Genomic DNA, 24,365 nt, shown 5'->3' with positions numbered 1-24,365 from the left:
GAAGCTCATCCAAAGGCGGGCATACGGGTTTAGAAACTTTGAAAATTATCGACTGCGTGTACGCGTTTTGTGCGGGTAGTCGATAAGAAAATTAACGGTTGGAAATTTGGTCAATCGGGCTATCGCCCCTTTCTTTGGTGTAGACCCCCAAAAGGTTCCCCACCCGGTTCCCCATAAAAAAAAGGACTTACATCGTATTAATGTAAGTCCTTGAATTTACTGGTCGGGGCAGGATGATTTGAACACCCGGCATCTTGCTCCCAAAGCAAGCGCGCTACCAGACTGCGCCATGCCCCGATTTGCTGTGTGCAGAAAAGGTGTTTACGTGGATTGGGTATGCTTGGCAAGAAGAAAATGTATTTTTTTTAAATATATTCATTTTCGGCTTCGCGTTATTTTTTAACTACTTAAAATATCCCGTCAATTTTGCAGCCGCAATACTTACACATGCCGTCGGCGAGGCCTGCATTGGTCATCTCAAATCCGTATCGTTTGAGTAGTTCCTTGTGACAGTCCGGGCAGAAGGTGGATGAGTTGTCATTGCCCGGAACATTGCCGATGTAGACGTATTCGAGGCCTGCGTTGGTCCCGGCCTTTCTTGCCAGTTGCAGGGCTTCCATGGATGTGACCGGGCAGTCCTGCATTTTGTAATCCGGGTGGAAGCGGGAAATATGCCACGGTACTTCCTTGCCCAGTTCATTGGCTATGAAGGTGGCCAGCTGCTTCAGTTCGTCCGGGGAATCGTTTTTGCCGGGGATGAGCAGAGTGGTTACTTCCACCCACCAGCCGTTTTTTTTCATGTGCTTGAGATTTTCTAATACCGGATTCAAGCGGCCGGAGCAGACATTCCGGTAGAAGTCATCATTAAAAGCTTTGAGGTCGATGTTGGCGGCATCGATCAGCCCGGTCAGTTCTTCGATGCAGTCCGGGCTTTGGAAGCCGTTGGAAACCATTATGTTTTTGAGTCCCTTATCGTGAGCGATCCGGGCGGTATCCTGCATCAGTTCGAAAAATATGGTCGGTTCGGAATAGGTGTAGGAGATGGAATCGCATTTGTGACCCATAGCCGCTTCCACCAGAATCTCCGGGGTTACTTTCTGTCCGGTTATTTCCCTACCTGTTTTGGGATGCTGGGAAAGGGAAGCGTTCTGACAGAAGGTGCAGCCGAAATTACAGCCCTGCGTGCCCAGTGAAAATGTACTGGTGCCGGGCAGGAAATGATAGAGCGGCTTTTTCTCCACCGGGTCCACATTAAGTGCGGCAACCAGTTCATAGGTGCGGGTCATGAGTTGGCCGTCAACATTTTGCCGAACCCCGCAATTGCCGTGTTCGTTTTCGTCAATTATGCAAAAGTGGCTGCACAGGCGACATTGGACCTTGCTGTCCTTGAGGGATTTCCAGAGTCTGGCGGGATGAAGCATGCTTTTCCTTATGAGTTGTGACTACGGTTTAATTTCAGGGACCACGAAAATGGGGCCGACCTGCTGATCTTCTTTGTCCTTGTTTTTCTTTTTGGGAGACACACGTATGGTATTGGAATCATTGTCTGATTGGATTGTGATCTGGCTCTTGTTGCCGTTCCCGGTACCCATACGGATGGGCTTGCGGTCCTTGGCGGTATCTTTGTTGATGAACTTGGTTCCTGCGATGGCGTTGCCGCATAGGAGCACCCCTAAAATAATAAAAGCGATGAGCAAAGTTTTCTTGTACATGGTATTTCTCCGTGGCATAGTATAAACTCTTATTTGGTCCTGTGCAAACAATGGACCTTTTTCTTTTCCCGGCAGCGGGAAATGGGTGATGTTGTTCCTTGAACTTATGCGGGATTCAGCATATACAGTCCGTTCTTAGAGACTGTTAGGAGAAATTAATATGGCAAGTCGTTCTGATGCATATAAAGCCGCCGGTGTAGATATCGACGCGGCTAATGATTTTATTGGTCGCATTAAAGGTATGGTGGGTTCCACTTTCACCAAGGGTGTGGTCACTGATATTGGCGGGTTCGGCGGGCTGTTCAAGCTTGACCTTACTCAGATGGAAGAGCCCGTGCTGGTGGCAGGTGCCGACGGCGTGGGAACCAAGCTTAAACTCGCTTTTGCCGTGGACAAGCACGATACCATCGGTATCGACCTTGTGGCTATGAGCGTAAACGACATTCTCGTGCAGGGCGCAAAACCCCTGTTTTTCCTCGACTACTTCGCAACAGGTAAACTTGAGTCCGGTGTGGCTGAAGAAGTTATCGCGGGTGTTGTGGAAGGCTGTAAGCAGTCCGGCTGTGCGCTGCTCGGCGGTGAGACCGCTGAAATGCCCGGCTTTTATGCTGACGGCGAGTATGACCTTTCCGGTTTCTGTGTAGGTATGGTGGATAACACCAAGATCGTAGACGGTTCCTCCATTACCATTGGGGATTCCATCATCGGTCTGGAATCTTCCGGTATCCATTCCAACGGTTATTCTCTGGTGCGTAAGATTTTTGATGAGTCCGGTCTTAAGGCAGATGATCTGCTGCCCGGAACTGATCGTAAAATTGGTGAAGCCCTGCTGACTCCCACCAGAATCTACGTTGATGCGGTTCACAACCTTTCCCGCGATATTGAGATCAAGGGTATGGTTCATGTGACCGGCGGCGGTTTTTACGACAACGTACCCCGCATCCTGCCCAAGCAGGTTACCGCTGAAATCAACTTTAATTCATGGGAAGTTTCTCCCGTGTTTAATTGGCTCAAAGAACAGGGCGATCTCAGCTGGCCTGAAATGCTGCAAATCTTCAACACCGGTATCGGATACATCCTCGTTGTAGCCAAAGACCGTGAAGAAGATGTGCTCAACAGACTGGCCGGAATGAAGCTCAACTCATGGAAGATCGGTGAAATTACTCGCCGTGACGGAGATTCCGAGCAGGTTAAAGTTAATTTCTAGTTTTTATTGTTGATATGTTTAAAGCCCTCGAACCGTTTGGTTTGAGGGTTTTTTTATTTCATCTTTTTCAATCTATAATCATCGCCCGTGGGATGGTTCCCATTTATCCGCCAGTTCCAGTGCCTCATTTATCTCTGATTGGGTCATTCTGTTTTTGAGTCTGGACCTACTTTCTATGGCCTGTTTAATTCCTCGCGTGGCAGACAGGCTGAACCACATGTATGCCTGAATGTCATCCTGCGGAACTCCCTGACCGTTTTCATACATTGCGCCGATGTTATACTGGGCTTCAGGAACTCCCTGTTTCGCAGCCTTTAAGTACCAGAGGGCTGCTCTGGCGTGGTCCTGCTTTACACCCTGTCCGTTGTCAAACATAAGTCCCAGATTGTACTGGGAGAGAGCATAACCCTGCTCTGCGGCGGTTAAGTACCAGAGTACCGCATGTGAGTCGTTCTGAGGTACTCCCAATCCCTTTGAGTACATAAGGGCCATGTCGTGCTGGGCTTTAACCAATCCCTGTTCCGCAGCCTTCATGTACCATTGAGCAGCCTGCGTGTAATCCTGTGGCACACCCTGACCGTTTTCGTAAAGCCGCCCGAGATTGAGTTGTGCCCCTGCAAAATCCTGTTCAGCGGCCCGGCGGTACCATTGAGCCGCAACAGAGTAATTCTGCTCAACCCCTTTTCCACTGTCATACATAAGCCCAAGGTTGTTCTGGGCCATTGCATTACCTTGCTTTGCAGCTTTGCGATACCATGCCGCAGCCTGCTTTAGATCCTGTGGAGTTCCCACGCCGTGGGCATACATTATGGCCAGATTGTATTGGGCCATAGCCAGTCCTTGTTCCGCAGCTTTGCGATACCATGACAGGGCAATTTTATAATTTTGTGTTACTCCCAATCCTTTTTCATACATTGAGCCGAGGTTGTTCTGGGCTTCAGCGAATCCATGGTCGGCAATAGGACGGTACAATTGTACGGCGCGGGCAAGATCCTGCTTAACTCCCATGCCGTTGGCATACATCATTGCCAGGTTGTACTGTGCACCAGTCGAGCCTTGATCGGCTGCTTTGCTGAACCACATTGCCGCTTGAGAAAAGTCCTGCTCCATACCGATTCCGCGAGTATACATTACTCCCAGATTATACATGGCTTCAGCATGACCTTGGTCGGCAGCTTCGAGGAATTTTCTGCCCGCAAGTTCGTAATCTCCTTGCTGGTAGGCTACTAAGCCGTCTTCAAAGTTGTCAGCGTATGAGGGAGTGGGTAGAACAGTAAATATCCCCATAAACAACAGGGTTGCACAAAATATTATATGTATGGGGTATCTCATATATACTCCGGGCTTGTTTTTGCTTAAGTGCCACAAAATGTCTGGTAAACCCGCTCTGTTGGTTTCGGCGGAGTCGTATATTCAACGTTCTCCGGCTGATCTTCGTAAGGATGGCGCAGAATGTTGATGAGTTTTTTAGTCGGTTCGAAATCATTTTGCTTTACTGCGGCGGTGATTGCCTGCTCCACGCGGTGGTTGCGGGGAATAAAGGCCGGATTGTTGCGGTCCATGGTTTGGGCTGCTTCTTTGCTATTGATGTTTTGCCAGGTCAGTTCATTTTTCCATTTATCCAGCCAGTCCATGATCTTGGCTTGATCGCTAAAAAGTTCAAGCAGCGGATTTGTTTCACCTAAAACGGCTTTACTCAGCATCCGAAAGCTGAGGGTGAAGTCTGTTTTGGACTCCTGCATAATCTGCAAAAAATTATCAAGCAGTTCATGGCTGCGCTCTTTCGGGGGAAGACCTATCTTGCTGCACATTTCAGAAAAGTAGTGGTTTCTGAATTCAGCTCCGAATCCCTGCACTATTTCTTCCGCGCGGACTTTGGCTACATCCGGGTCCTTGTGGATTAGGGGAAGCAGACATCCGCCCTGCCCGGCCAGATTCCACTGGGCAATGGACGGTTGGCGTGCGTATGCATACCTGCCGTAATGGTCGATGGAACTGAATACTGTTGCCGGATCATAACCGTCCATGAAAGCGCAGGGACCGTAATCAATGGTCTCACCGGAAATTGTGGTGTTATCGGTATTCATGACACCGTGGATGAACCCGACCCGCATCCATTTTGCTACCAGTCGTGCTTGAACAGAGCAGACCCTGCCGAGGAATGCCGCATAGGGATTCCTCACATCTTTAAGTTCCGGATAATGGCGGTCTATGGCGTAATCGGCCAGTGTTTTTATGCCTTCGTGATCGTTACGGGCGGCATAATACTCAAAGCTGCCGATCCTGATGTGACTGGAGGCAACACGGGTGAAGACCGCGCCGGGAAATTCCTCTTCACGGAAGACTTTTTCTCCGCTGGAAACCATGGCAAGGGCGCGGGTGGTAGGAATACCCAGCCGAAACATAGCTTCGCTGACAATGTATTCGCGGATAACCGGGCCAAGCGGGGAGCGGCCATCACCATTACGCGAATACATGGTTTGGCCAGCCCCTTTGAGCTGGATATCGTAGCGCTGGCCGTTGCTGTTGATGAATTCGCCGAGCAGGACAGCGCGTCCGTCACCCAAACGGGGCACGAAATTGCCGAATTGATGTCCGGCATAAACTTGAGCCAGCGGATCTGATCCCTGCGGCATTTTGTTGCCGGAGAAGAGCTGTGCAAGTTCAGAATCTGCTTCCGGCAATGGGAATTCCATTTCCCCGGCAAGTTCTCGGTTCACGAGTATGAGCCGGGGGTGCTTTACCGGGGTGGGATTTATGCGCTGGTAGAATTTACTATCCAGCCGTCCATAGCTGTTATCAAAAGGCATGGGCTTCTAAACCTTTATTTCCTTTGCCACTTGCCGCTCTGGCTCTGAATAAACCAGCCGGAGGGCGCGCCTTCCTGCCATTTTTCAGCAAAGATAGCCTTAACTTTTCCGATCTCGCTGCCGGCAATATTCATGGAAGCTGCTACTTCAGTGTAAAGCTGGTCGCGGGTGTCGTTGTCTTGCGATACAAGGCGACGCAGTGCGGCGGTCTGTTTGATATTCAGTCCGTCTTTGTTAATGATCTGAACGTATCCTTCATTGTTGATGCCGATGTTGCCTGAATTGTAGTATGGGATCAGTTTTTTGTGGTCATTGGCAATGGTGTTTTTCAAACCCCGGATGGCGGAGTTGGAGCTTTTGTTTATCTCGGATTTGCTCACTTGGGCATGCGCGGCCTGCGGGGCCATTATGGCGAGGAAGGTTTCCAGTGCGGATTGATCGTCCTTGTTCTGTTGCTTGGTATCAGTTCCGTATACGTCTTCCACAATATCCTCAGCTGCCCGTTCTACCTTGGCTGCCGGGAAGTATATGTTCACTGTCACACAGGCGACAAAGGAAAGAAGGCTGAGAAATGTTAAAACCTGCGCGGTTTTTTTGAGCATGGTAAACTCCTGTGCTGTTAATTGCCGATGACCCTTTTCAGCCTTTTAAGCATGTCTGAAAAGCTGATCAGGTTTTCGGGGTTGCTGTTGATTACGTTGATGCCGAACAAGGGCGGCCTTTTAATAATGTACTCGATATCGTCATCTCTGATCAAGCCTCTAATCTTGAAGATGTCGTCATCGAGTGTACATTCAAGGCCGAGACCTGCATATCCGAATTCTTTGAAAAATTGAGAAAACATCCCTACGCCAGCCCCGGTCAGTCCGGAACCAGTACCAATTACCGAGAGGGTGTTAACTGCCTTGAGACTGATATCCCCGGATTTACCGGAACCGGGAGTTGTCCGGGCCAGCAGATGGAAAGCCGCAGGCTGATCATAAGCAATGACTAGCTCGGTCAGGTCGAGGTCCATGCGTCCGGTAATGCGTCCGATGTCCAGAGCCTGACTGAGCGGTTCCAGATTAAGATGTTTTACACTGAAATCTGCACCGTACTGCCGGGAATCTTCAAATGGATTTTCCGCGAAAATTTCATCAATCTCCATCTCTCCGTCATAGACCTTACCGAACAGCTTACCGCTGGTGGAAAGGTGATCCTTGAGTAACCAGAATTTTAGGTCTCCGCTGATCTGTCCATCGACGGGCAGTGATTCTGGTGAAAGAGGCAGTAGGTTTATGTTGTTAGCTACAATTTCCCCCTTGAGTACGAAGTCATCATTGAAGGGATGGCGCATCTTTAAGTCTGAAAAATTGAGGGTGCCTCCTTCAAGATTAATAGTCGGGATAGTTCCGAATTCAATTGAATTGGATGATACGCTGATGGGGAAAGCAAAATTTTCTATCTTTAGATTTCCAGCAGAAATATTTTTAAAGCTGACCATGCCGGACGGGATATAGGGCAGGGTTTTATCCGCTTGCGGTAGAAAATTTTCATTGAGTGAGAGTACAAAAGGTAGACCTGCCTTAATTCCACTGAACACGGTTTCAGTTTTATTCACCGTGCAATTTTCAAAGCTCATTTCCCCGCGCAGGTGAGTTTTCTGTTTTGTACCGTTAAAGGCGCAATGCAGGGCAAATTTACCGCTACCATCCAGTCCTTCCAGAGAAAAAGGATCAATTGCAAATGTCCTGAATGGAACGGACAGCTCGGCTGCCTGGTATTCTGCTTTGCCGGAAAATGAGAGGTTTTGGAAAATTTCTTGTATCCGCGCCCCCGCTTTCAAACTTCCCATAGCCCCCCAATTAATGAGGGTCTTAAGTTCAAGGTTACCTGTTTTGTCAGGCACAGTGGATTTAATTTCAGCTTGTAGAGGGTGGTCAGTAAGATTCACATAGAATGTATCGTAAAGTGCTTCCCCGGAATTCAAATTAATTTTCAGGGCAGGTTGCGGAGTTTCCATCTGGCTATGGGCTTCAATGTTTCCGGCGACACTGTCCACAAGTGCCATGCCGTCCGGTGATGCGGCAGAAAGGTTTTTGAAGTCAAATCGCAGAAGAGCTTCCGGAGAGGTATGTATCTTGTTCAGCCCAAGAGTTAGCGTGAATTTTCCTTCCTTGTCCCATTTCTTAAAGTCCGGGAAATTTAGCTCCACTATCCGCTCAAGCAAGGGCATGGGGTTATTAATTTTCAGCAGGCAGTTGCCATTATTGGCTGGGGAAAAAGTCAATCTGGTTTTGAGTTCGGGGAGATTACCAGCTTTGATGTGTAAATTCTTGAGGTCTGCCGCACCTGAAGCAGGATCAATAATCCCGTTCCCGGTAATACTCAGGTCGGGATTTTTTAATCCAAGTTGGGGTAAGTTTGTTTCCAGCTTTTTAATTTTGAGAGCAAAATTTTGTAGCTGTAATAAGCCTGAGTTGAGACTAAATGTGGTTGTAACGTTTATGGGTCCGGATTTGAGTGGTCCTTTTTTATTCAGGAATTCGCCGCTGAACCTGAAATTTGTTCCCTGAAGATGTTCAATATATCCCTTGAGAATTCCAGATATTCCCGCCTGTGGCAGATTCACTGAGAACTGCCAGTTCAGGCCGAAGCTGCTTTTTGCAGGTACGGATTGCGGGATGGTGAAGATCAGCAGCAGAAATATACATGCGCTGAAGAAAATGGACCGTCTGTTCATCACTTTCTTATACACGGGTGAAAGGCGACTGGGAAGTTAGCACACTCAAAAGAAAAAGGGAGATCTGATCCAATTGATCAAATCTCCCCTTGTTTGAATTTTATTTCTTATCCTTAAAAGTTTTAGGAGAGTCCAGAGAACCCTTTTTCAAAAGGGTTCTTTGGCCCCCGGAGGGCTGCCAGAGGCAATCTAATCCTTCTTCACTCCATCCCCAAGATAGGGGTTGAAGTATCCGAATCCGACCCATGGACATTCGGTCTTAATCCGTTTGCGGAAATTCACGAATCCCATGCCCGGACCGAATTCATGTGGCTCCATAAGCTCCATGTACAGGTCGGGGTCGATGTTCAGGTTGCGTAGCTGGATGAAATCGAATTTGGTCTGCTTGGCTATTTCAATGAGCGCACTGACTTCAAATTCAGTATCGCTGATACCGGGAAAATAGAGATAGTTCAGAGATACGTGCAGCCCCAGTTCTTTGGCTTTGGCAATGGTTGCCACAACATCGTCAAATTTGTAGCCCTTGGGACGGTAGTAGGCATTGTAAACAGGTTCACGTAAACTGTTCAGGCTGACCCTGATAGAGTTGAGCCCAGCTTCAGCCAGCGGTTCCATTGATTCGGTGATGGAGCCGTTGGTGTTGATGTTTACGGTCCCGATTCCGCCTTCGTCGCGAAATTTTTTGATCGCCTCGGCAAGCAATACATGCTCGGTGAGTGGCTCGCCTTCACAGCCCTGCCCGAAAGAAAAAACGGGCTTGCGTTCACGCTTGAGGTGGTAGTGCATGACCTCGGTGATTTCCTGGGCAGTGGGGGTGAACTTGATGCGTTCCTGCGGTGATGGAAAACCGGAATCTTCGGGCTGTTCGGAAATACAGCCGATACAGCGGGCGTTGCAGGTTCTGGCTGTGGGCAGGGGAGCCTCAAAACGGCCGAGAGCGAGGTTCTTTGCCGCAGGACAGCCGTAAGTGAGGGCGCATCCACACAGATGGCTGACCAGCCTGTTCTCAGGAAATTCCTTCATCATGCGGTGGGCACCGGCATCGATTTTTTTGTTGGGAATTTTGGTGAAGACCTGACGTTTGTCCTCGTCCACCTGTTTTGCGGTAACCCAAAATTTTCCATTGGCATAACCTACTGCGCCGTAAGAAAACATGGGCAGTACCGGTGCATCTTCGGTGTTGCCATAGGCGGCAAGCCCGGTAAGGGTATGTCCGGGACAGGGAAAGGCTGTAACAGCAGTGCCTTCCATTTCGACCACTTCTCCGGTTTCCGGGTCAAGGCCGATAGGGTAACGTCCCGGTAGCAGGAAAAACTCACTGTCCGGGGGCAGGGGAATGTATTCTTCGGGCTTGGGCTGGAAGAGTTCATCACCCCGGCGGCACATCATTTCAAGTTCAGGATGATCATATATTTTTCCGTCCTCATCTGCAAAGACGAGTAGCGGACGTGGTTTTTTTTTAGCAGCCATTCTCTGGTCCTGTTTTATTTAATTGGTGGTTTCGGGATTGTTGTGATCAGGGTCGTACCCTTTTCTTCAGAAGTTGTGAATGAAATATCTCCACCGGACCCGCTGGCGATGAGTCTTGCGCTGTAGGTTCCAAGCCCGGTTCCCTTTTTCTTTCCGTAGGTGGTGTAGCGGTCAAAAAAGGTATCACGGATGCTGACCGGGATTTCGCCGAAGTTATGTATCTTGGTGGTGATAAAGCGGCTGTTTTCAGTGATGTTGATGGTAATTGTAGAGTTTTCAGGAGCAGCTTCTGCTGCGTTCTTCAGCAGATTGGAAAACATTGTGATAATCAGCGAAGCTTCGCCGTAGCAGACAATAGAGCATTCTTCGGTGAGCGGTTCCCCGTCCAGCAGACTGGTAATTGTCAGCTGTTTATCCTCTACCAACTGGCTTAAGTCACCTGTCGCGGCACTTATGGCACTATAGAGGTTGAAGGGGTGGGCGTCCGCCTTGAGTGAGCCTGTTTCCAAGCGGATCAGGGTCAGAGAAGTGTCGATCTGGCGGATCATGCGTTCACTGGTCTTGCGCACTATTTCGGCCAACTGCTGGAATTCATCAGCAAGTCCTGCTTCGGTTTCAAGGATGCGGGACATTCCTACAATATTGGCTGTGGGGGAGCGCAGGTCGTGTCGTGCAATGCGTTCCATCTCTTCGCGCAGTTGCAGCTGCTGGCGTTGCTCGGTGACATCCACGGCAAGCAGCATGAAAATTGAGGGGGCTACCTGATCTATTGTCAGATCCCAGAACCTTTCGTAGGCATTGACTGATTTCAGGTAGTGGAGATGGTAGGATTCCAGATCTGAAAAAAGATTCTGGCGCACTTCACCGGAAAGTGCAGACATGAAAGGCGGAGCCTGTTCATATTCAAAAACCGGGAGCTGGTCATGAGCGGCCTTGTTGGCGAGGATGGTTTTCTCGGTTTTGGTACTTATCAAAAGTGCAGGAAAAGGCAGGCTCTGCATGATCAGGCCGAAGAGCTTGGCGTCCTCCTCATGCTTTTTTTTACGGACATGCTGGGCCTGAAAGTTGTTGATGAATGTGAGCAGCTTCTCTTTAGGTGCAGAGGAAGGCAAAAAGGAAATGTTGCTGAAATCAAAAAGCGGTTCAAAAGATTCCGGCTTTGCGGTGTCAATGATGAAAAGGGCTTCGGCTTCTTCGTTTACCTCGCGGATGCTGGAGAAGGTCTGGCAGGTTTCGTCCTGCTCGGCCATGATAACCAGATCCGGTTGCTGGCTGGCATAGGTGAAGAGGGTTTCTCTTGGGGAGAGGGTTATGGATACCGCATGTCCGAAATCGTGCAGAACGGGCATGAGGGTATGGATTATCGGGCTTTTCCCGGTAATCAGGATGTTCAGCTTCGCATTTTCATCACTATGGCATGAGTGCGGCATGTTGGCTCCTGTTTAGGTGCTTGCGCTGAAAGCGTTTTGATCAGGATGAGCCTGGGATCTGGAAAAAACCGTTGGCCCAGCGGGTAGAGTCATAATAGCTTTTTGAAACCATCACCGGGTCCAACTCCATTTCATCCAGTAAAAAGTCAAGATTTTCCCAGTCTCCCGATTCAAAGAAAGTGGTAATATCCAAATACCTGCTGTAAAGGTTTTCATCCCCGCATAGAGCCTGAGTGATTTCCTCCTCAAGGGGCAGGTAGCTGGTCAGTTCTTTCATGGGCAGATCGAACATAGCACCGAGTAGGGAAAAAAGTCCAAGCAGGAACATAGAGTCCGCAGGTAGTCCTTTCTTAGAGTTCTGGGCGAGTAATTGCAGAAATTTAGCTCTTTGAGTGGCCAATTGCGGCAGTTCCCGGCTCTTCTCTTTTGGGGTTAGGTCAGTGAGCAGAATAACCCGCAGCCAGTTTTTAAGCATTTTCCATCCGGCGAGAACAAGGGCCTGCTTGATGGAAGTTATCTTTTGCGTAAATCCAAAAGTTGGAGAGTTGAGCAGGGTCAACAAACGGAAGCTGATAGAAACATCGTTCTGCAAGGCTTCGGCAAGGGCTTCGAAGTCCGGGGAAGGGTCTTCAATCAACTTGAGCAGTTTGAGCTTTACAATTTCCCCGGAGCGGAGCTTGCGCCCTTTTATATTTTCCGGTCGTTTGAAATAAAAGCCTTGAAAAAAATTGAACCCCAGTTTTTGGGCCATATTGAACTGGTCGGTGTTTTCCACACGTTTGGCGATAAGCTTGGTGTCGTACTCCCGACACATGTCGCATATGCGTTCCAGTTTCTTTTCATCTGTAGAGAGAAAATCAACTATAATGGCATCGGCATAGGCAATAAGGAATTCCCCTTGGGGCCTTGCTTCAAAGTCATCGATAGCAATGTAAAATCCGTCTTTGGATAGTTCTTTCAGGGCCTTGATCAAGTTGGGGGTGGGCGGTGTTGTTTCCGGAATTTGGACAACGGTTTTTCCCGCAGGCAGGGAGTATGGAACTTTGTCCATGATAGCTTTGTGCGAAAAATTAACTACCAGCTTTACGTTATCTGGAAGGTTTTCTCCGGGGGATGCGCACAGATTTGCTGCAACTCGCAAGGTAGCCTTGTAGCTATCGGAAATAACTGCGGTTGTGGCTTCGCCACTGTTGCGGAAAAGCAGTTCATATCCCCAGACGGATTGATCCGGCATAAGGATGGGCTGCCGGGCGAAAAATGTTTTGTCGTAAAGCGGTTTTTTACGGGACATAAATTAAGTTGTTCCTGCTAACTGTTTTGCTTAGGGATATATTTTTTTCAATTGAATATCCAGAACTTCAGCACCGTGAGAATACATATCATCTTGTATGTTTCTTCATACTGAAAATTCCGCAAACTTATTTTTATTTCCTGCAATTTAGTTGTTGTCCAGTTCTGTTCGTATGCTTTCTATTTGGCACAAGGTGTTGTTTTGTACGTGAATCGCTTCGAAGCACAGAGCAGGGATTTTTTACGGCGCATATAAGAAAAGGCGGAACTGCATAAGCAGTTCCGCCTGAATGGTCTGGCGAATAAATCCGCAGTACTTCTTAACGTTTGGAGTACTGGAATTTTGCACGTGCGCCGGGCTGACCGTATTTTTTACGCTCTTTCTTACGAGCGTCACGAGTCAGGAGACCAGCACGTTTGAGGATAGCACGAAGTTCGGGATCTATCTCAATAAGTGCACGGGAGATGCCGTGTCTTACAGCCTGTGCCTGACCTGCAACTCCACCACCGTCGGCGTTGACTTTGATGTCAAATTTGCCAAGGTTTTTGGTGAGTTTCAGGGGCTGCTGAACGATCATCTGTAAGGTTTTACGAGGAAAGTAATCTTCGTAAGGTTTACCGTTAACGGTAATTGCACCGGTTCCCTCATAAAGGCGGGTACGGGCAACAGCGTTTTTTCTTCTGCCGGTAGCGTAATTGAAATCTTTACTCATTTTATTGCTCCACCCTTAATTAGAATTCCAGTGCTTTGGGCTGCTGTGCAGTGTGCGGATGATCAGTACCTGTGTATACTTTCAGTTTTTTGATCATCTGTCTGCCGAGGCGGCTCTTGGGGAGCATGCCGCGGACTGCGGTTTCGATGACTACTTCAGGCTTCTTCTCAAGCATAACCTTGAGAGTTCTTTCTTTCAAACCACCGGGGTGGTTGGTGTGCTTGTAGTAGGTCTTCTTTTCCAACTTGTTTCCGGTAACCTTGATTTTGTCTGCATTCAGCACGACAACGAAATCGCCGGTATCAATGTGAGGAGTGAAGATAGGCTTATCTTTTCCTCTGAGTTTGTTGGCGATCTGGGTAGCAAGGCGACCGAGAATCATATCTTCAGCATCAACTACGAACCACTCGCGGCTGATGTCTTCATCTTTGGGGATATATGTCTTCATTAGAAATGCTCCTTACGTGAAATCTGGGAAGGGGATGTATACAAACATTGACCGTTAGATGTCAAGCTTAAAATCCCTTTTTCTCAGATCAGGAATCTGCAACCAGTTTCTTCAGGGTTGCGAATGCTTTTTCAATTCCAGCGGGGTTGGTTCCACCGGCCTGCGCCATATCGGGCCTGCCGCCACCACCACCGCCTACCTCAGCCGCAACGGGTTTGATCAATGCGCCGGCCTGGAATCTATCGTGCAAGTCCTTGGTAACGGCAATAATCAGGGAAACTTTTTTGTCATCAACCTGTGCGACCAGACAAAAGATGCCGGAATCCATTTTGGATTTCAGATCATCGGCCTGATCACGAAGGGCTTTGACATTGGTAACTTCGAGCTTGGCAGCAATAACTTTTATTCCGCCAATCTCTTCCACGGAACTCATGAGGTCCGCACCTGCACCGGATGCCAATTTCGACTGAAGCTTGTCATTGGCCCGGGTCAGTTCTTTCACCTGTGACTGCAAAACCGCAATTTTGTCGGCCAGCTGTCCGGGTGCTGCTTTGAGCATTGCGGAAGATGTAACGACTTCCGCGCGCTGCTCTTGCAGAAATTTAAGTGAATTCCATCCGGTTGCGGCTTCAATGCGGCGGATACCCGCAGCTACGCCGGATTCGGACTGGATCACAAATGTTCCGGCTTCACCGGTTGCCTTGAGGTGGGTACCACCACAAAGTTCCATGGATTCGCCCGGAATTTCAACAACTCTGACTACATTACCGTACTTTTCTCCGAACAATGCGGTCGCGCCTTTTTCAGCCGCTTCATCATTGCTCATCTCCTGAACGACTACGGGAGTGTCGCCCAGTATAGCACGGTTTACCTCAATTTCAACCTGACTAATCTCTTCGGGAGTCATGGCTGCAATGTGGGTGAAGTCAAAACGCAAACGGTCAGGTCCCACCAGTGACCCGGACTGCTTTACGTGGTCGCCCAGAATATTTTTCAGAGCAGCGTGCAGCAGGTGCGTAACTGTGTGGTTACGCTCTGTGGCTGTTCTTGTTTCCGGTGCAACTTCCAGCTTGGCTTCCTGATCAATGAGCAGTTCGCCTTCGCTTACAAAAATTTTGGATGCGGTAAGATCCGCGGAAGCTTTTACGGTTTCCAGTACTTCCGCGTTACCGGTCAAGGTTCCTACTGCTCCGGCATCACCCATCTGACCGCCGGATTCACCGTAGAAGGGAGTCGCGGCAGTGATTATCCAGCCACCGTTGCCCTGAGTGATGCGCTTGAGGTGTTCGCCTTCTTCGGAAAGAAGATTAACGATGCGGGATTCTGTGGTCAGCTCGGTATATCCGGTGAAGCTGTTCTTGAGACCAGCTTCCAGAACCTGACGGAAGATTGCGCCGGAGTTTTTTTCGCCGGAACCTTTCCATGCTGCCTTGGCACGGTCTTTCTGTTCCTTCATGGCTGCGTTGAAGCCGATTTCATCAACCTCGAAATCCTGTTTCTCTGCAACATCATTGATGATGTCCAGCGGGAATCCGAAGGTGTCATAGAGTTTGAAAGCGGTTTCACCAGATATGAGGTTCTTGCCGTCTTTTTTCAGCTCTTCCATTTCTTCTTCAAGGATGATCAGGCCCTTGTCGAGAGTCTGGCTGAAGCGTTCTTCTTCTTCCTTGACCATGCGGGACATGAAATCTTTGTTGTCCAGCAGTTCAGGGAACTGACCGCTCATCTGTTCAACAACCATGGCGGTTGTTTCGTGCAGGAAGGGATCGGTCAGGCCGAGCAGGCGACCGAAACGGAATGCACGGCGGATCAGACGGCGCAGAACGTATCCGCGGCCTTCGTTGGAAGGCAGAATCTGATCGGTGATCAGAAATGCAATGGAGCGGGAATGGTCGGCAATAACCTGCAAAGCAGTATCAATTTCGCCGTCTTCTTTATATTTAACTCCAGCTTTCTTGGCTACAGCCTGAATCATGGGCTGGAAAATGTCGGTCTCAAAGTTGGACTGTACGCCCTGACAAACCGCAGTGATGCGCTCAAGGCCCATTCCGGTGTCAATGGAGGGGCGGGGCAGTGGTACACGGGTTCCGGTCTCGTCCTGATCATACTGCATGAAAACGAGGTTCCAGATTTCAAGGTAGCGGTCACAGTCACATTTGCCGATGCCGCAGTTGGGGCCGCAGCTCATGTTCTCGCCCTGATCGATGTGGACTTCAGAGCAGGGACCGCAGGGTCCGGTATCACCCATGGACCAGAAGTTTTCCTTCTCGCCGAGGCGGTATATACGCTCAGCAGGAAAGTTTACAACATTCTTCCAGAGTTCTTCAGCTTCATCGTCATCAGTATAAACAGTGACGTAAAGTTTTTCTTTAGGCAGCCCAAGTTCTTCAGTGAGGAAGCCCCAGCAAAATTTGATGGCGTCTTCTTTAAAGTAGTCGCCAAATGAGAAGTTTCCGAGCATTTCGAAAAAGGTGTGGTGGCGTGCGGTACGGCCTACGTTTTCGAGGTCGTTGTGCTTGCCGCCCACGCGCAGACATTTCTGGGAAGTGGTCGCCCGTTTGTAATCCCTTTTTTCCTGACCGAGGAAGGTGTTCTTGAACTGAACCATACCCGCGTTAGTAAAGAGCAGGGTAGGGTCGTCCTTGGGAACGAGGGAAGAGCTGTCTACGATTGTGTGACCGTTTTTTTCGAAATATTTAAGGAATCTTTCTCTGATTTCACTGGCCTTCATGGGCTGTCTCCGTAATAGCTATATCACCGAAAGGAGTAATTTCCTGTCGGTTTTATTCTTAGACCCCCGCCGGAGCGGGGTTCCTTAATATCTTATCCGGGCCAACAGGCTTTACTCTGTAGGTCCTTGTTCGTCAACCTTCTCGCCTACATTCGCGTCGGGGTCCTCTTTCATTCCGAGGTGGACGAGTAGTTTGTCTTCAATTTGCTGGCGCAGTTCCGGGGTTTCCCCGAGGAATTGGCGTACATTTTCTTTACCCTGTCCAAGGCGTTCAGAACCGTAAGCATACCATGCACCGGATTTATCCACGATGCCGTGGTCAACTCCGAGATCAAGCAGTTCCCCTTCGCGGGACATGCCTGTTCCATAAAGGATATCCACAAGGGCTTCGCGGAAGGGCGGCGCTACCTTGTTTTTAACTACTTTGATTCTGGTACGGGAACCAAAGACTTCATCCTTATCTTTAAGCGTCTGAATCCTGCGGATATCGAGACGCACAGAGGAGTAAAATTTCAGGGCATTACCACCGGAGGTTGTCTCGGGGCTACCGTATCCGGTCATACCGATTTTCATACGGATTTGGTTAATGAACAGAACTACAGCTTTAGATTTATGGATAGTACCGGTTAGCTTTCTCAGGGCATGAGACATAAGTCTTGCCTGTCCGCCAACCTGAGTTTCTCCCATATTTCCTTCAAGCTCGGCCTGCGGGGTAAGTGCAGCTACGGAGTCGATGACAACAATATCGACCGCTCCTGAGCGGACCAGCAAATCGGTTATTTCAAGGGCCTGTTCACCATAGTCCGGCTGGGAAATGAGCAGCTCGTCGGTGTTTACTCCGAGGCGTTTGGCATATTTTACATCCAGTGCATGTTCAGCATCAACGAATGCGGCTGTTCCGCCCGCTTTCTGGCATTCCGCAATAACGTGAAGGGCCAGAGTTGTTTTACCGGAAGATTCAGGGCCGTACACTTCTGTAATTCTGCCCTTGGGGATACCGCCGATACCCAGTGCCATGTCGAGGCTGATTGATCCGGTGGGAATTGTCGGAATATTGTGTGAGGCATCGGAATCAAGGCGCATGATGGAACCCTTGCCGAACTTGCGTTCAATAGTGGTCAGGGCTGTGCTTAAGGCTGCCTTGCGGAGTTCTTCGGGATTTGCGTTTTTCTTGCTCATTTTTTCTCCATTAATAATTGGACGGTTAACGTATCCGGTTCTTGTTTATTGTCACATGCGCAAGGCTGACATTATCGGTAAGAATTTTAACCGGCTAACATCTGCATCCGGGATGCGTTAGTTTGTCCTCCTGTCCGAGGGGCGAATTTTCGACACAACGGACAAGTGCTTTCCATATCAAACACTAATTCATAAAGCAACGAACAAAATAGGCGACTGATAGAGCATTCCCCGTAGTTTCGCTGCGGAAAAGGTTTGCATTCGGCTCTTTCTCAGTCGTTTGTCGGGTGAGCGGATTTTGTTGCGGTTTCTAAAAAATGAAGGTACTGCCGCCCCATGAACAAACAATATGACGCTTTGGCCCTTTTTTCCGGGGGCCTCGATAGTATATTGGCCTGCAAGGTCATTCAGGATCAGGGACTCAAGGTTCTCGGCTTGCACTTTGTTACGCCTTTTTTTGGTAATCCCGAGAAGATAGAACATTGGCAGGATATTTACGGTGTGGAAATCGTGACTGTAGATATCAGTGAAAAATATATTCAGATGATGCTTGATGTGCCGGATCACGGCATGGGCAAGCTGGTCAATCCTTGCGTGGATTGCAAGATCATGATGATCAGCCACGCCAAGACTCTTATGGAAGAGTACGGGGCAAAATTTCTGATTTCCGGTGAAGTGACCGGGCAGCGGCCCATGTCTCAGCGTCCGCCTACTTTGAATTCTATTCGTAATTGCTCAGAAACCCGGGATATTCTGCTCCGCCCCCTCTGCGCTCAGTCCCAGCCCATCACAGCTGTGGAAGAATCCGGTTTGGTGGATCGCGAGAAGCTGCCCAATATTTTCGGGCGCGGGCGCAAGGAACAGTTGCGAATGGCTAAGGATTATGGCTTTTCCGAAATACCGACTCCCGGCGGGGGGTGCAAGCTCACCGAGCAGGAAAATGCGGCTCGCTATTTTCCGCTTTTGCAGAGACTCACCGAGCAGGATGTTAATTCTTTTCAGCTTGCAACCACCGGACGTCAATTCTGGGCTGGGAATAAGATGCTGGTTGTCGGGCGTAATCGCGATGACAATGAGCGCATTGAAGATCTTTACGAGGCTGAAGATTATCTTTTTGAAGTGCGCGGTTTTCCCGGTCCGCTCAGCATCGGACGTGGTTTCTGTGGCGAAGAATGGGCGCAGCAGGAAGTGCTCGATGCAGCAGCCATGACCGCTTCTTTTTCACCCAAGGCCGTTAAGTCCGGTGAAGAAATTCATGTTGCCATAATCGGTCCCGAAGGGGAGATGATCGTCAAGGTAACCCCCAATCGCGAAACTTCTTTTGTCCGGCCTACTCTCGATGGATTGAAAGAATGGAAGAAAGAACGCGGTGAAGTAAAAGAGGCGTAAGAATGCCTCCGGCGGCCAGCGCTGCTCTCTATATCCGTAAGACTCGAGCAGGAGACTCTCACCTAACGGCTATAAGTAAGAACCCTTTGGAAAGGGTTCTCTGGACTCTCCTAAACTTTTTATTAGGACTTCGCCGTTTATATATGAAGGGAATGTTTGTCCCGGAAATACTTTTGAATTTAATAATGACCTGCTATTCTAATTCGCATATTGCGCTATGACGTTTGCGGCTTTTGTTTGCGAAGCCTATTGAAAGGTTTTGGGATTCTTAAACCCTTTTGCCACAAATCCGCAGGAAAGCGGATTTGGACGTTTCCTGAAAGGCAACGCCCCGAAGGGCTGAGCCACAGGACGTGGCGAATCAAAAGGGTTTAAGCCGCCGGAGGCAAAATGCGATCATCAAAAAAGCGCGTAGCGCATCAAAATTAAGGGATTTAAATGCTTTCCAATATATTTTTCTTTTTACTGAGTATATTCCTATTATGGTTCGGTGCGGACTGGATTGTTGAGTCTGCTTCGAAGATTGCGAAGAAATACAAAGTTTCTGACCTTGTTATTGGTTTGACCATTGTGGCTTTCGGTACATCCGCGCCGGAATTTCTGGTCACAGCCACAGCGGCATTCAAGGGATTATCTGACATTTCCCTGTCCAACGTGGTTGGGTCTAATATTTTTAATCTAGGTTTTATTCTTGGTCTGATGGCTTTGATCAAACCCTTGCCGACTAACAGATCATTGGCAATGCGCGATGCTCCGCTGCTGCTGGCGACTACCGCCTTGATTCTTGGGCTGGCCTATTTTGATAAGCTGGATCGTTCCGCCGGGATTATGCTGTTGGCAATACTTGGCGGTTACATCGGTTACCTGTTGGTCCACAGTAGAAGGGCAGCCAATGCCATGGCCGGAATCGTACCCGAAGTGGAAGAAGAGGGCGGCAGCGAGATCACAGCAAAAGATTGGCTCAAGCTGCTGGCTGGATTCATTGGTATCGCACTGGGTGGTGAATTCATGGTTGATGCTGCATCAGACATCGCCCGCCATTTCGGTGTTTCCAACTGGGTAATCGGTATGACCATCGTTGCTGCCGGGACATCTTTGCCGGAACTGGTCACCTGCCTTGCTGCATCTCTTAAAGGGCGCAATGAAATGCTGCTCGGTAACCTCATCGGTAGTGACTTTTTCAACTTCGCAGGCGTGCTCGGCCTGACCTGCCTGATGCGTCCGCTGGAAGTCTCCCCGGATGCCCTGCCCGGACTGACCGTACTGGTGGGAATGGTCGCGCTGGTGCTTTTCTTTATCCGCACAGGCTGGAAAGTCAGCAGGTTGGAAGGGGCAATTCTAGTTTGCCTGAGCATGGGCCGCTGGGTCTTTGATTTCATGGGCTAAAGTTTAGTTTTTATGAAAACGTTTTTGAGAAGCCTCCCGCATCGTTTGGTGCGGGAGGCTTTCTTTATGGTTTTATAATCCCTCGCATTTTCTTCTTATCTGTCGTATAAGATCGCTAAATAGCAGAAGTACGTTCAGATAAGGAGTTCATGATGTCGCAGAGTTCAAGCAGTGCTTTCAGCCATCCTAAACCATTCTATTTGCTCTTCTCCGTGGAGATGTGGGAGCGGTTTGGCTACTACGGAATGCAGGCCCTTCTGGTTTTGTTTATGGTCAAGAAACTGGGATTTTCCGATCAATTAGCGGATCAGACTTTCAGTGCTTTTGCGGCCCTTGTTTATGCTTTTATCTGCGCTGGCGGGTATATCGGAGATAAGATTCTCGGTAACCGCCGGACTATGTTTTTAGGGGCGGTTGTTCTTGCTGCCGGGTATGCGTTGCTGGGGTATGACTGCGAGAGATTTCTTTATCCGGCACTGGGTATCATTATTGCCGGGAACGGGCTGTTCAAGGCCAACCCCTCGGCACTGGTATCCAAACTTTATGAGAAGGGTGACTCCCGCGTGGATGGTGCCTTTACCCTTTATTATATGGCGATCAACATCGGTTCCTTTGCAGCCATGTCGCTCTGTCCGATCATCCAGAAACATTACGGCTGGAATGCGGGATTTTTTGTCTGCTTCATCGGCATGCTCATCGCAATCGGAAATTTTATTGCTTTTCGTTCCATACTTGATCCCATCGGTTCCGAGGCTGATTTTGAGCCGTTGAATCTGAAAAAACTGCTGCTGACCCTGATTGGTACAGCTGGCATTGCCGGGACTTCTGCTCTGCTTTTGACCCATCTGACTCTTGCCCATGAACTTCTTTACGCTTCTCTTGTCGTTGTGGCGGCTCTTTATGTGCGTGAGATTATTCGCGCTGAAGCTCACGAAAAAGCAAATCTGGTCATCTGCCTGATCCTTATGGCCGAGGCCATTGTTTTCTTTGCTCTTTATCAGCAGATGCCTACTTCGCTTAATCTTTTTGCTGCCCGTAATGTGGACCCGTATATCTTCGGTATCCCGGTGGAAGCGGCATCTTTTCAGGCACTGAATCCTTTCTGGGTCATGGTTATCAGCCCTGTGCTGGCGATTGTTTATTCCCGGCTTGATAAAGCTGGCAAGGATCTTTCCCTGCCCGGAAAATTCGCACTGGGTATGATGATGTGTTGTGCGGCCTTTCTCACCTTAGCTTTTGTGGCCAAGTATCAGGCTGATGCCAACGGTTATGTTTCCGGTAACTGGCTGGTGCTCAGCTACGGTTTTCAGAGTCTCGGAGAGCTGCTGGTCAGCGGCCTTGGTCTGGCAATGGTGGCCCGGCTGACCCCGGAACGTTCCATGGGGTTCATGATGGGGGCCTGGTTCATGTTTCAGTCCGTGGCAATGGTTCTTGGCGGGGAGATTGCGACCATGGCAAGTGTGCCGGAACATGGGGTAACCGCAGTGCAATCCTTGCAGATTTATGATGATCTGTTTTTCAAAATCGGAATCGCCACCGGGGCCATAGGTTTAGTTATGACTGCATTTGTTCCGGTGCTCAAAAAGTATATCCGGGATTAGCTGTATCTTTAAAGAAATAGTAAAAAATGCTTTTAAGGTCGAATTAATTCATGAATTCGACCTGCTGGGGATTCGTCAATAAACGTTGCTCTGTAGGAAATCGACCGAAAAACCTTGCCTGTAGGGCTTAAGCTGTTTATTTATACTCTTGTAGTATGTAAAAAAATCGGACGGACATTGTCCGAATTATGATTAAAAAAAGAATTCAAGGAGATTAATTATGAGTAGATTCGGTGCAGCCGGTACCGTTAGCGCGAGACCGGAAGTCCTTAATGCATTTATGCGCGGCATTTACAGCTGGATGAGCGCGGGCCTCTTGGCAACTGCTGCCGTGGCATGGGTTGCCCTTTCCACTCCGGCGGTTATGAACCTTGTGCTGGCCCAGAATCCCGAAACCGGGGCTGTTGCTCCGACCATGCTTTTCTGGGGTGCGGTTATCGGTGAAATCGGTCTGGTCTTCTACCTGAGCATGCGTATTTCCAAACTTTCAGCCAGCGCTGCTACCGGGTTGTTCATGGCTTACAGTGCGCTGAACGGTCTGACCCTGTCCATCATTCTGGTTGCTTACACCACAGCGTCCATTTTTCAGACCTTCCTCGTTACCGCAGGAATGTTCGGCGCTATGTCCTTGTATGGTCTGACCACCCGCAAAGACCTGACCGGAATGGGATCATTCATGATGATGGGTCTGTTCGGTATTCTGATCGCCATGGTGGTGAACTTCTTCATGCAGAGCTCTGCCATGACTTTCGCCATCTCCATTCTCGGAGTGTTTATTTTCGCAGGCCTCACCGCTTACGATTCCCAGAAGCTCAAAGATATGGGCGAGTACATTCCGGCTGACGATGCTACCGCAGTAAGACGCGGCACCATCCTCGGCGCGCTGACCCTGTATCTCGACTTCATCAACATGTTTATCTTCCTGCTCCGCCTCATGGGTAACCGCGAGTAGTTAAGACTCAAGCTTAAATTATCTATGCTCTGTCGGACTTTCCAAGTCCGGCAGAGCATATTTTTTTGATGCCTCTGGACTCCTTTCCCAAAAACTTTTAGCGGGAGGGAGTTATTTTTGTTAAAAATGTCTTGGCATGATTTAACTTTTTTGAACTCGGAGAATTGTAAGATGTCCTTGCTGTTCAAAGCCCAGAAAATTTTAGGACCCATCCTCGCTCCAATATCCAAGGGATACGGCGCAGTCATGTCCCGCCGTGCAGAGAAGTATGCAAGTGGCGGGTGTGAGAGGTTTCGGCCTGCTTGTCCGTGCATTTCCGTGGGTAATATCGGGTCCGGGGGCAGCGGAAAGACTCCTATTGCGGACTGGCTGCTCAAGTGGGCGGAGTGTGAAGGTTTGTTGACAGTGCTGTTGACCCGTGGTTATGGGGCCAAACCCAGTTCATTACCGTATTTGGTGGGCAGCTTTAGCCCTGTTCATGAGGCCGGGGACGAGCCGCTCATGCTGGCGAATGGAAATCCAAATGCGAAAATCGTTGTCGACCCGGTACGTAAGCGATCCGGGGCATGGGCAACGGATGAGTTTAAGCCGGGCTTGATGCTGCTTGATGACGGATTTCAGCATATGGCGGTGGAGCGCGATCTGGATTTTGTGCTGCTTACTCCCGACGATTTTACAACAGGTTGGGATAAGGTCATCCCCCGTGGGACATGGCGGGAGAATAAGCAGGCTTTGCAACGGGCGGATGTCTTTTTTGTGAAAAGCGGGCCGGATGCTTTCAAGCAGATGATCTGGCTGATAAGAGAGAAGTTGTCCGAATTCGGGAAACCCGTATTTCAGTTTGAGCTGCGCGCCAAGGGTCTTAAGTTACTCGGCGGTGGAGAACGGCTCGGTTTCGGCAGCGAGAAATATCTGCTTTTTGCCGGGATCGGTAAACCGGAAATCTTGCGCAATGACGCCGGGAAATCTATGGGCCGTGCACCCGAAGAATTCATAATTTTCAAGGATCATCACGCATACACCGCGCAGGATGTGGAGCTGATCCGAAAAAAAGCAGCGGCAGCGGGTACAAAACGAATTATTTGCACTCCTAAGGATGCAATTAAATTAGCCAACCTTGGCTGCGAAGATTTTTATGTAATTGATCTGGAAGTGGAATTTAAAGAAGCCATATTTTTTGACGATACAGAAGAAGCTCCCTTTGATAAGTGGTGGAATAAACAAAGATTAATAGACGCATTTAATAAGTAAACAGCACGCCTATCCGAGTTAAGCGAAAACAAAACCGATAAAAGGTTTTGGGATTCTTAAACCCTTTTGCAAAA

21 protein-coding genes and 1 tRNA gene are annotated in these 24,365 nt (G+C 49.1%); 8 read left to right on the top strand and 14 right to left on the bottom strand.

Features of this window, described 5'->3' with window-relative positions:
* On the top strand, positions 1–79 hold a 79-nt coding region (locus D0S45_15885; GenBank protein TIH13266.1), incomplete at its 5' end, for a hypothetical protein.
* Between the two features lie 141 nt (positions 80–220).
* On the opposite strand, the gene D0S45_15880 is transcribed toward D0S45_15885, so the two are convergent.
* The 3 genes from D0S45_15880 to D0S45_15870 form a co-directional block, all read right to left on the bottom strand.
* Positions 221–297: transfer RNA gene (locus tag D0S45_15880), tRNA-Pro, on the bottom strand.
* Positions 298–407: 110 nt separating this feature from the next.
* Positions 408–1,421 (bottom strand): AmmeMemoRadiSam system radical SAM enzyme, encoded by a 1,014-nt coding sequence (gene amrS, locus D0S45_15875; GenBank protein ID TIH13265.1) that lies wholly within the window; start codon positions 1,419–1,421, stop codon positions 408–410.
* 21 nt (positions 1,422–1,442) lie between these two features.
* A complete protein-coding gene (locus tag D0S45_15870; protein TIH13264.1) occupies positions 1,443–1,712 on the bottom strand; it encodes a hypothetical protein in 270 nt (89 codons plus the stop codon).
* Between the two features lie 160 nt (positions 1,713–1,872).
* On the opposite strand from D0S45_15870, the gene D0S45_15865 reads away from it, so the two are divergent.
* Positions 1,873–2,919, top strand: a complete 1,047-nt coding sequence (locus tag D0S45_15865) for a phosphoribosylformylglycinamidine cyclo-ligase (GenBank protein TIH13263.1) — start codon at positions 1,873–1,875, stop codon at positions 2,917–2,919.
* A 78-nt stretch (positions 2,920–2,997) separates the two neighbouring features.
* On the opposite strand, the gene D0S45_15860 is transcribed toward D0S45_15865, so the two are convergent.
* The 11 genes from D0S45_15860 to recA all read right to left on the bottom strand — a co-directional run bounded on the left by D0S45_15860 (position 2,998) and on the right by recA (position 17,712).
* On the bottom strand, positions 2,998–4,251 hold the full coding sequence (locus tag D0S45_15860; GenBank protein TIH13262.1) for a hypothetical protein: 1,254 nt from the start codon (positions 4,249–4,251) through the stop codon (positions 2,998–3,000).
* Positions 4,252–4,274: 23 nt separating this feature from the next.
* Positions 4,275–5,729: a YdiU family protein gene (locus D0S45_15855; protein ID TIH13261.1), complete on the bottom strand. Its 1,455-nt coding sequence runs from the start codon at positions 5,727–5,729 to the stop codon at positions 4,275–4,277.
* 14 nt (positions 5,730–5,743) lie between these two features.
* Complete coding sequence (locus tag D0S45_15850; GenBank protein TIH13260.1) at positions 5,744–6,331, bottom strand: DUF1318 domain-containing protein; 588 nt, start codon at positions 6,329–6,331, stop codon at positions 5,744–5,746.
* 17 nt (positions 6,332–6,348) lie between these two features.
* The gene (locus D0S45_15845; GenBank protein TIH13271.1) at positions 6,349–8,418 is read right to left on the bottom strand and encodes a hypothetical protein; all 2,070 of its coding nucleotides are present in this window, start codon (positions 8,416–8,418) and stop codon (positions 6,349–6,351) included.
* 222 nt (positions 8,419–8,640) lie between these two features.
* Positions 8,641–9,921 carry a radical SAM protein gene (locus D0S45_15840; protein ID TIH13259.1) on the bottom strand — a complete coding sequence of 427 codons (1,281 nt, stop codon included), beginning with the start codon at positions 9,919–9,921 and terminating at the stop codon, positions 8,641–8,643.
* A 14-nt stretch (positions 9,922–9,935) separates the two neighbouring features.
* A complete protein-coding gene (locus D0S45_15835) occupies positions 9,936–11,351 on the bottom strand; it encodes a sensor histidine kinase (protein ID TIH13258.1) in 1,416 nt (471 codons plus the stop codon).
* A gap of 40 nt (positions 11,352–11,391) precedes the next feature.
* Positions 11,392–12,642: an HDOD domain-containing protein gene (locus D0S45_15830; protein ID TIH13257.1), complete on the bottom strand. Its 1,251-nt coding sequence runs from the start codon at positions 12,640–12,642 to the stop codon at positions 11,392–11,394.
* Positions 12,643–12,961: 319 nt separating this feature from the next.
* Positions 12,962–13,354, bottom strand: coding sequence for a 30S ribosomal protein S9 (locus tag D0S45_15825; GenBank protein ID TIH13256.1), 393 nt, complete (start codon positions 13,352–13,354; stop codon positions 12,962–12,964).
* 19 nt (positions 13,355–13,373) lie between these two features.
* On the bottom strand, positions 13,374–13,802 hold the full coding sequence (locus tag D0S45_15820) for a 50S ribosomal protein L13 (protein TIH13255.1): 429 nt from the start codon (positions 13,800–13,802) through the stop codon (positions 13,374–13,376).
* Positions 13,803–13,890: 88 nt separating this feature from the next.
* Entirely contained in the window at positions 13,891–16,533 is a 2,643-nt protein-coding gene (locus tag D0S45_15815; protein TIH13254.1) for an alanine--tRNA ligase, read from the bottom strand.
* 111 nt (positions 16,534–16,644) lie between these two features.
* On the bottom strand, positions 16,645–17,712 hold the full coding sequence (gene recA / locus D0S45_15810; GenBank protein ID TIH13253.1) for a recombinase RecA: 1,068 nt from the start codon (positions 17,710–17,712) through the stop codon (positions 16,645–16,647).
* Between the two features lie 336 nt (positions 17,713–18,048).
* Between recA and D0S45_15805 the strand changes: the two genes are divergently transcribed.
* The 6 genes from D0S45_15805 (at position 18,049) to lpxK (ending at position 24,291) form a co-directional block, all read left to right on the top strand.
* The gene (locus tag D0S45_15805) at positions 18,049–19,101 is read left to right on the top strand and encodes a DUF814 domain-containing protein (protein ID TIH13252.1); all 1,053 of its coding nucleotides are present in this window, start codon (positions 18,049–18,051) and stop codon (positions 19,099–19,101) included.
* Between the two features lie 2 nt (positions 19,102–19,103).
* Positions 19,104–19,322 (top strand): hypothetical protein, encoded by a 219-nt coding sequence (locus D0S45_15800; GenBank protein ID TIH13251.1) that lies wholly within the window; start codon positions 19,104–19,106, stop codon positions 19,320–19,322.
* A gap of 217 nt (positions 19,323–19,539) precedes the next feature.
* The gene (locus tag D0S45_15795) at positions 19,540–20,487 is read left to right on the top strand and encodes a calcium/sodium antiporter (protein TIH13250.1); all 948 of its coding nucleotides are present in this window, start codon (positions 19,540–19,542) and stop codon (positions 20,485–20,487) included.
* Between the two features lie 152 nt (positions 20,488–20,639).
* Positions 20,640–22,088, top strand: a complete 1,449-nt coding sequence (locus tag D0S45_15790; GenBank protein ID TIH13249.1) for an MFS transporter — start codon at positions 20,640–20,642, stop codon at positions 22,086–22,088.
* A 220-nt stretch (positions 22,089–22,308) separates the two neighbouring features.
* Positions 22,309–23,040 carry a Bax inhibitor-1/YccA family protein gene (locus tag D0S45_15785; protein ID TIH13248.1) on the top strand — a complete coding sequence of 244 codons (732 nt, stop codon included), beginning with the start codon at positions 22,309–22,311 and terminating at the stop codon, positions 23,038–23,040.
* A 171-nt stretch (positions 23,041–23,211) separates the two neighbouring features.
* A complete protein-coding gene (lpxK, locus tag D0S45_15780; protein TIH13247.1) occupies positions 23,212–24,291 on the top strand; it encodes a tetraacyldisaccharide 4'-kinase in 1,080 nt (359 codons plus the stop codon).
* Positions 24,292–24,365: the final 74 nt, after the last annotated feature.

The organism is Marinifilum sp. JC120 (assembly GCA_004923195.1).
Lineage (GTDB): Bacteria > Desulfobacterota > Desulfovibrionia > Desulfovibrionales > Desulfovibrionaceae > Maridesulfovibrio.
This window is presented reverse-complemented; position numbering and strand designations above follow the sequence as displayed.

Bases quoted from the DNA above. Each gene is read 5' to 3' on its own strand.
- amrS (TIH13265.1), bottom strand. From the start codon at position 1,421: ATGCTTCATCCCGCCAGACTCTGGAAATCCCTCAAGGACAGCAAGGTC.
- D0S45_15870 (TIH13264.1), bottom strand. From the start codon at position 1,712: ATGTACAAGAAAACTTTGCTCATCGCTTTTATTATTTTAGGGGTGCTC.
- D0S45_15865 (TIH13263.1), top strand. From the start codon at position 1,873: ATGGCAAGTCGTTCTGATGCATATAAAGCCGCCGGTGTAGATATCGAC.
- D0S45_15860 (TIH13262.1), bottom strand. From the start codon at position 4,251: ATGAGATACCCCATACATATAATATTTTGTGCAACCCTGTTGTTTATG.
- D0S45_15855 (TIH13261.1), bottom strand. From the start codon at position 5,729: ATGCCTTTTGATAACAGCTATGGACGGCTGGATAGTAAATTCTACCAG.
- D0S45_15850 (TIH13260.1), bottom strand. From the start codon at position 6,331: ATGCTCAAAAAAACCGCGCAGGTTTTAACATTTCTCAGCCTTCTTTCC.
- D0S45_15840 (TIH13259.1), bottom strand. From the start codon at position 9,921: ATGGCTGCTAAAAAAAAACCACGTCCGCTACTCGTCTTTGCAGATGAG.
- D0S45_15835 (TIH13258.1), bottom strand. From the start codon at position 11,351: ATGCCGCACTCATGCCATAGTGATGAAAATGCGAAGCTGAACATCCTG.
- D0S45_15830 (TIH13257.1), bottom strand. From the start codon at position 12,642: ATGTCCCGTAAAAAACCGCTTTACGACAAAACATTTTTCGCCCGGCAG.
- D0S45_15825 (TIH13256.1), bottom strand. From the start codon at position 13,354: ATGAGTAAAGATTTCAATTACGCTACCGGCAGAAGAAAAAACGCTGTT.
- D0S45_15820 (TIH13255.1), bottom strand. From the start codon at position 13,802: ATGAAGACATATATCCCCAAAGATGAAGACATCAGCCGCGAGTGGTTC.
- D0S45_15815 (TIH13254.1), bottom strand. From the start codon at position 16,533: ATGAAGGCCAGTGAAATCAGAGAAAGATTCCTTAAATATTTCGAAAAA.
- recA (TIH13253.1), bottom strand. From the start codon at position 17,712: ATGAGCAAGAAAAACGCAAATCCCGAAGAACTCCGCAAGGCAGCCTTA.
- D0S45_15805 (TIH13252.1), top strand. From the start codon at position 18,049: ATGAACAAACAATATGACGCTTTGGCCCTTTTTTCCGGGGGCCTCGAT.
- D0S45_15800 (TIH13251.1), top strand. From the start codon at position 19,104: ATGCCTCCGGCGGCCAGCGCTGCTCTCTATATCCGTAAGACTCGAGCA.
- D0S45_15795 (TIH13250.1), top strand. From the start codon at position 19,540: ATGCTTTCCAATATATTTTTCTTTTTACTGAGTATATTCCTATTATGG.
- D0S45_15790 (TIH13249.1), top strand. From the start codon at position 20,640: ATGTCGCAGAGTTCAAGCAGTGCTTTCAGCCATCCTAAACCATTCTAT.
- D0S45_15785 (TIH13248.1), top strand. From the start codon at position 22,309: ATGAGTAGATTCGGTGCAGCCGGTACCGTTAGCGCGAGACCGGAAGTC.
- lpxK (TIH13247.1), top strand. From the start codon at position 23,212: ATGTCCTTGCTGTTCAAAGCCCAGAAAATTTTAGGACCCATCCTCGCT.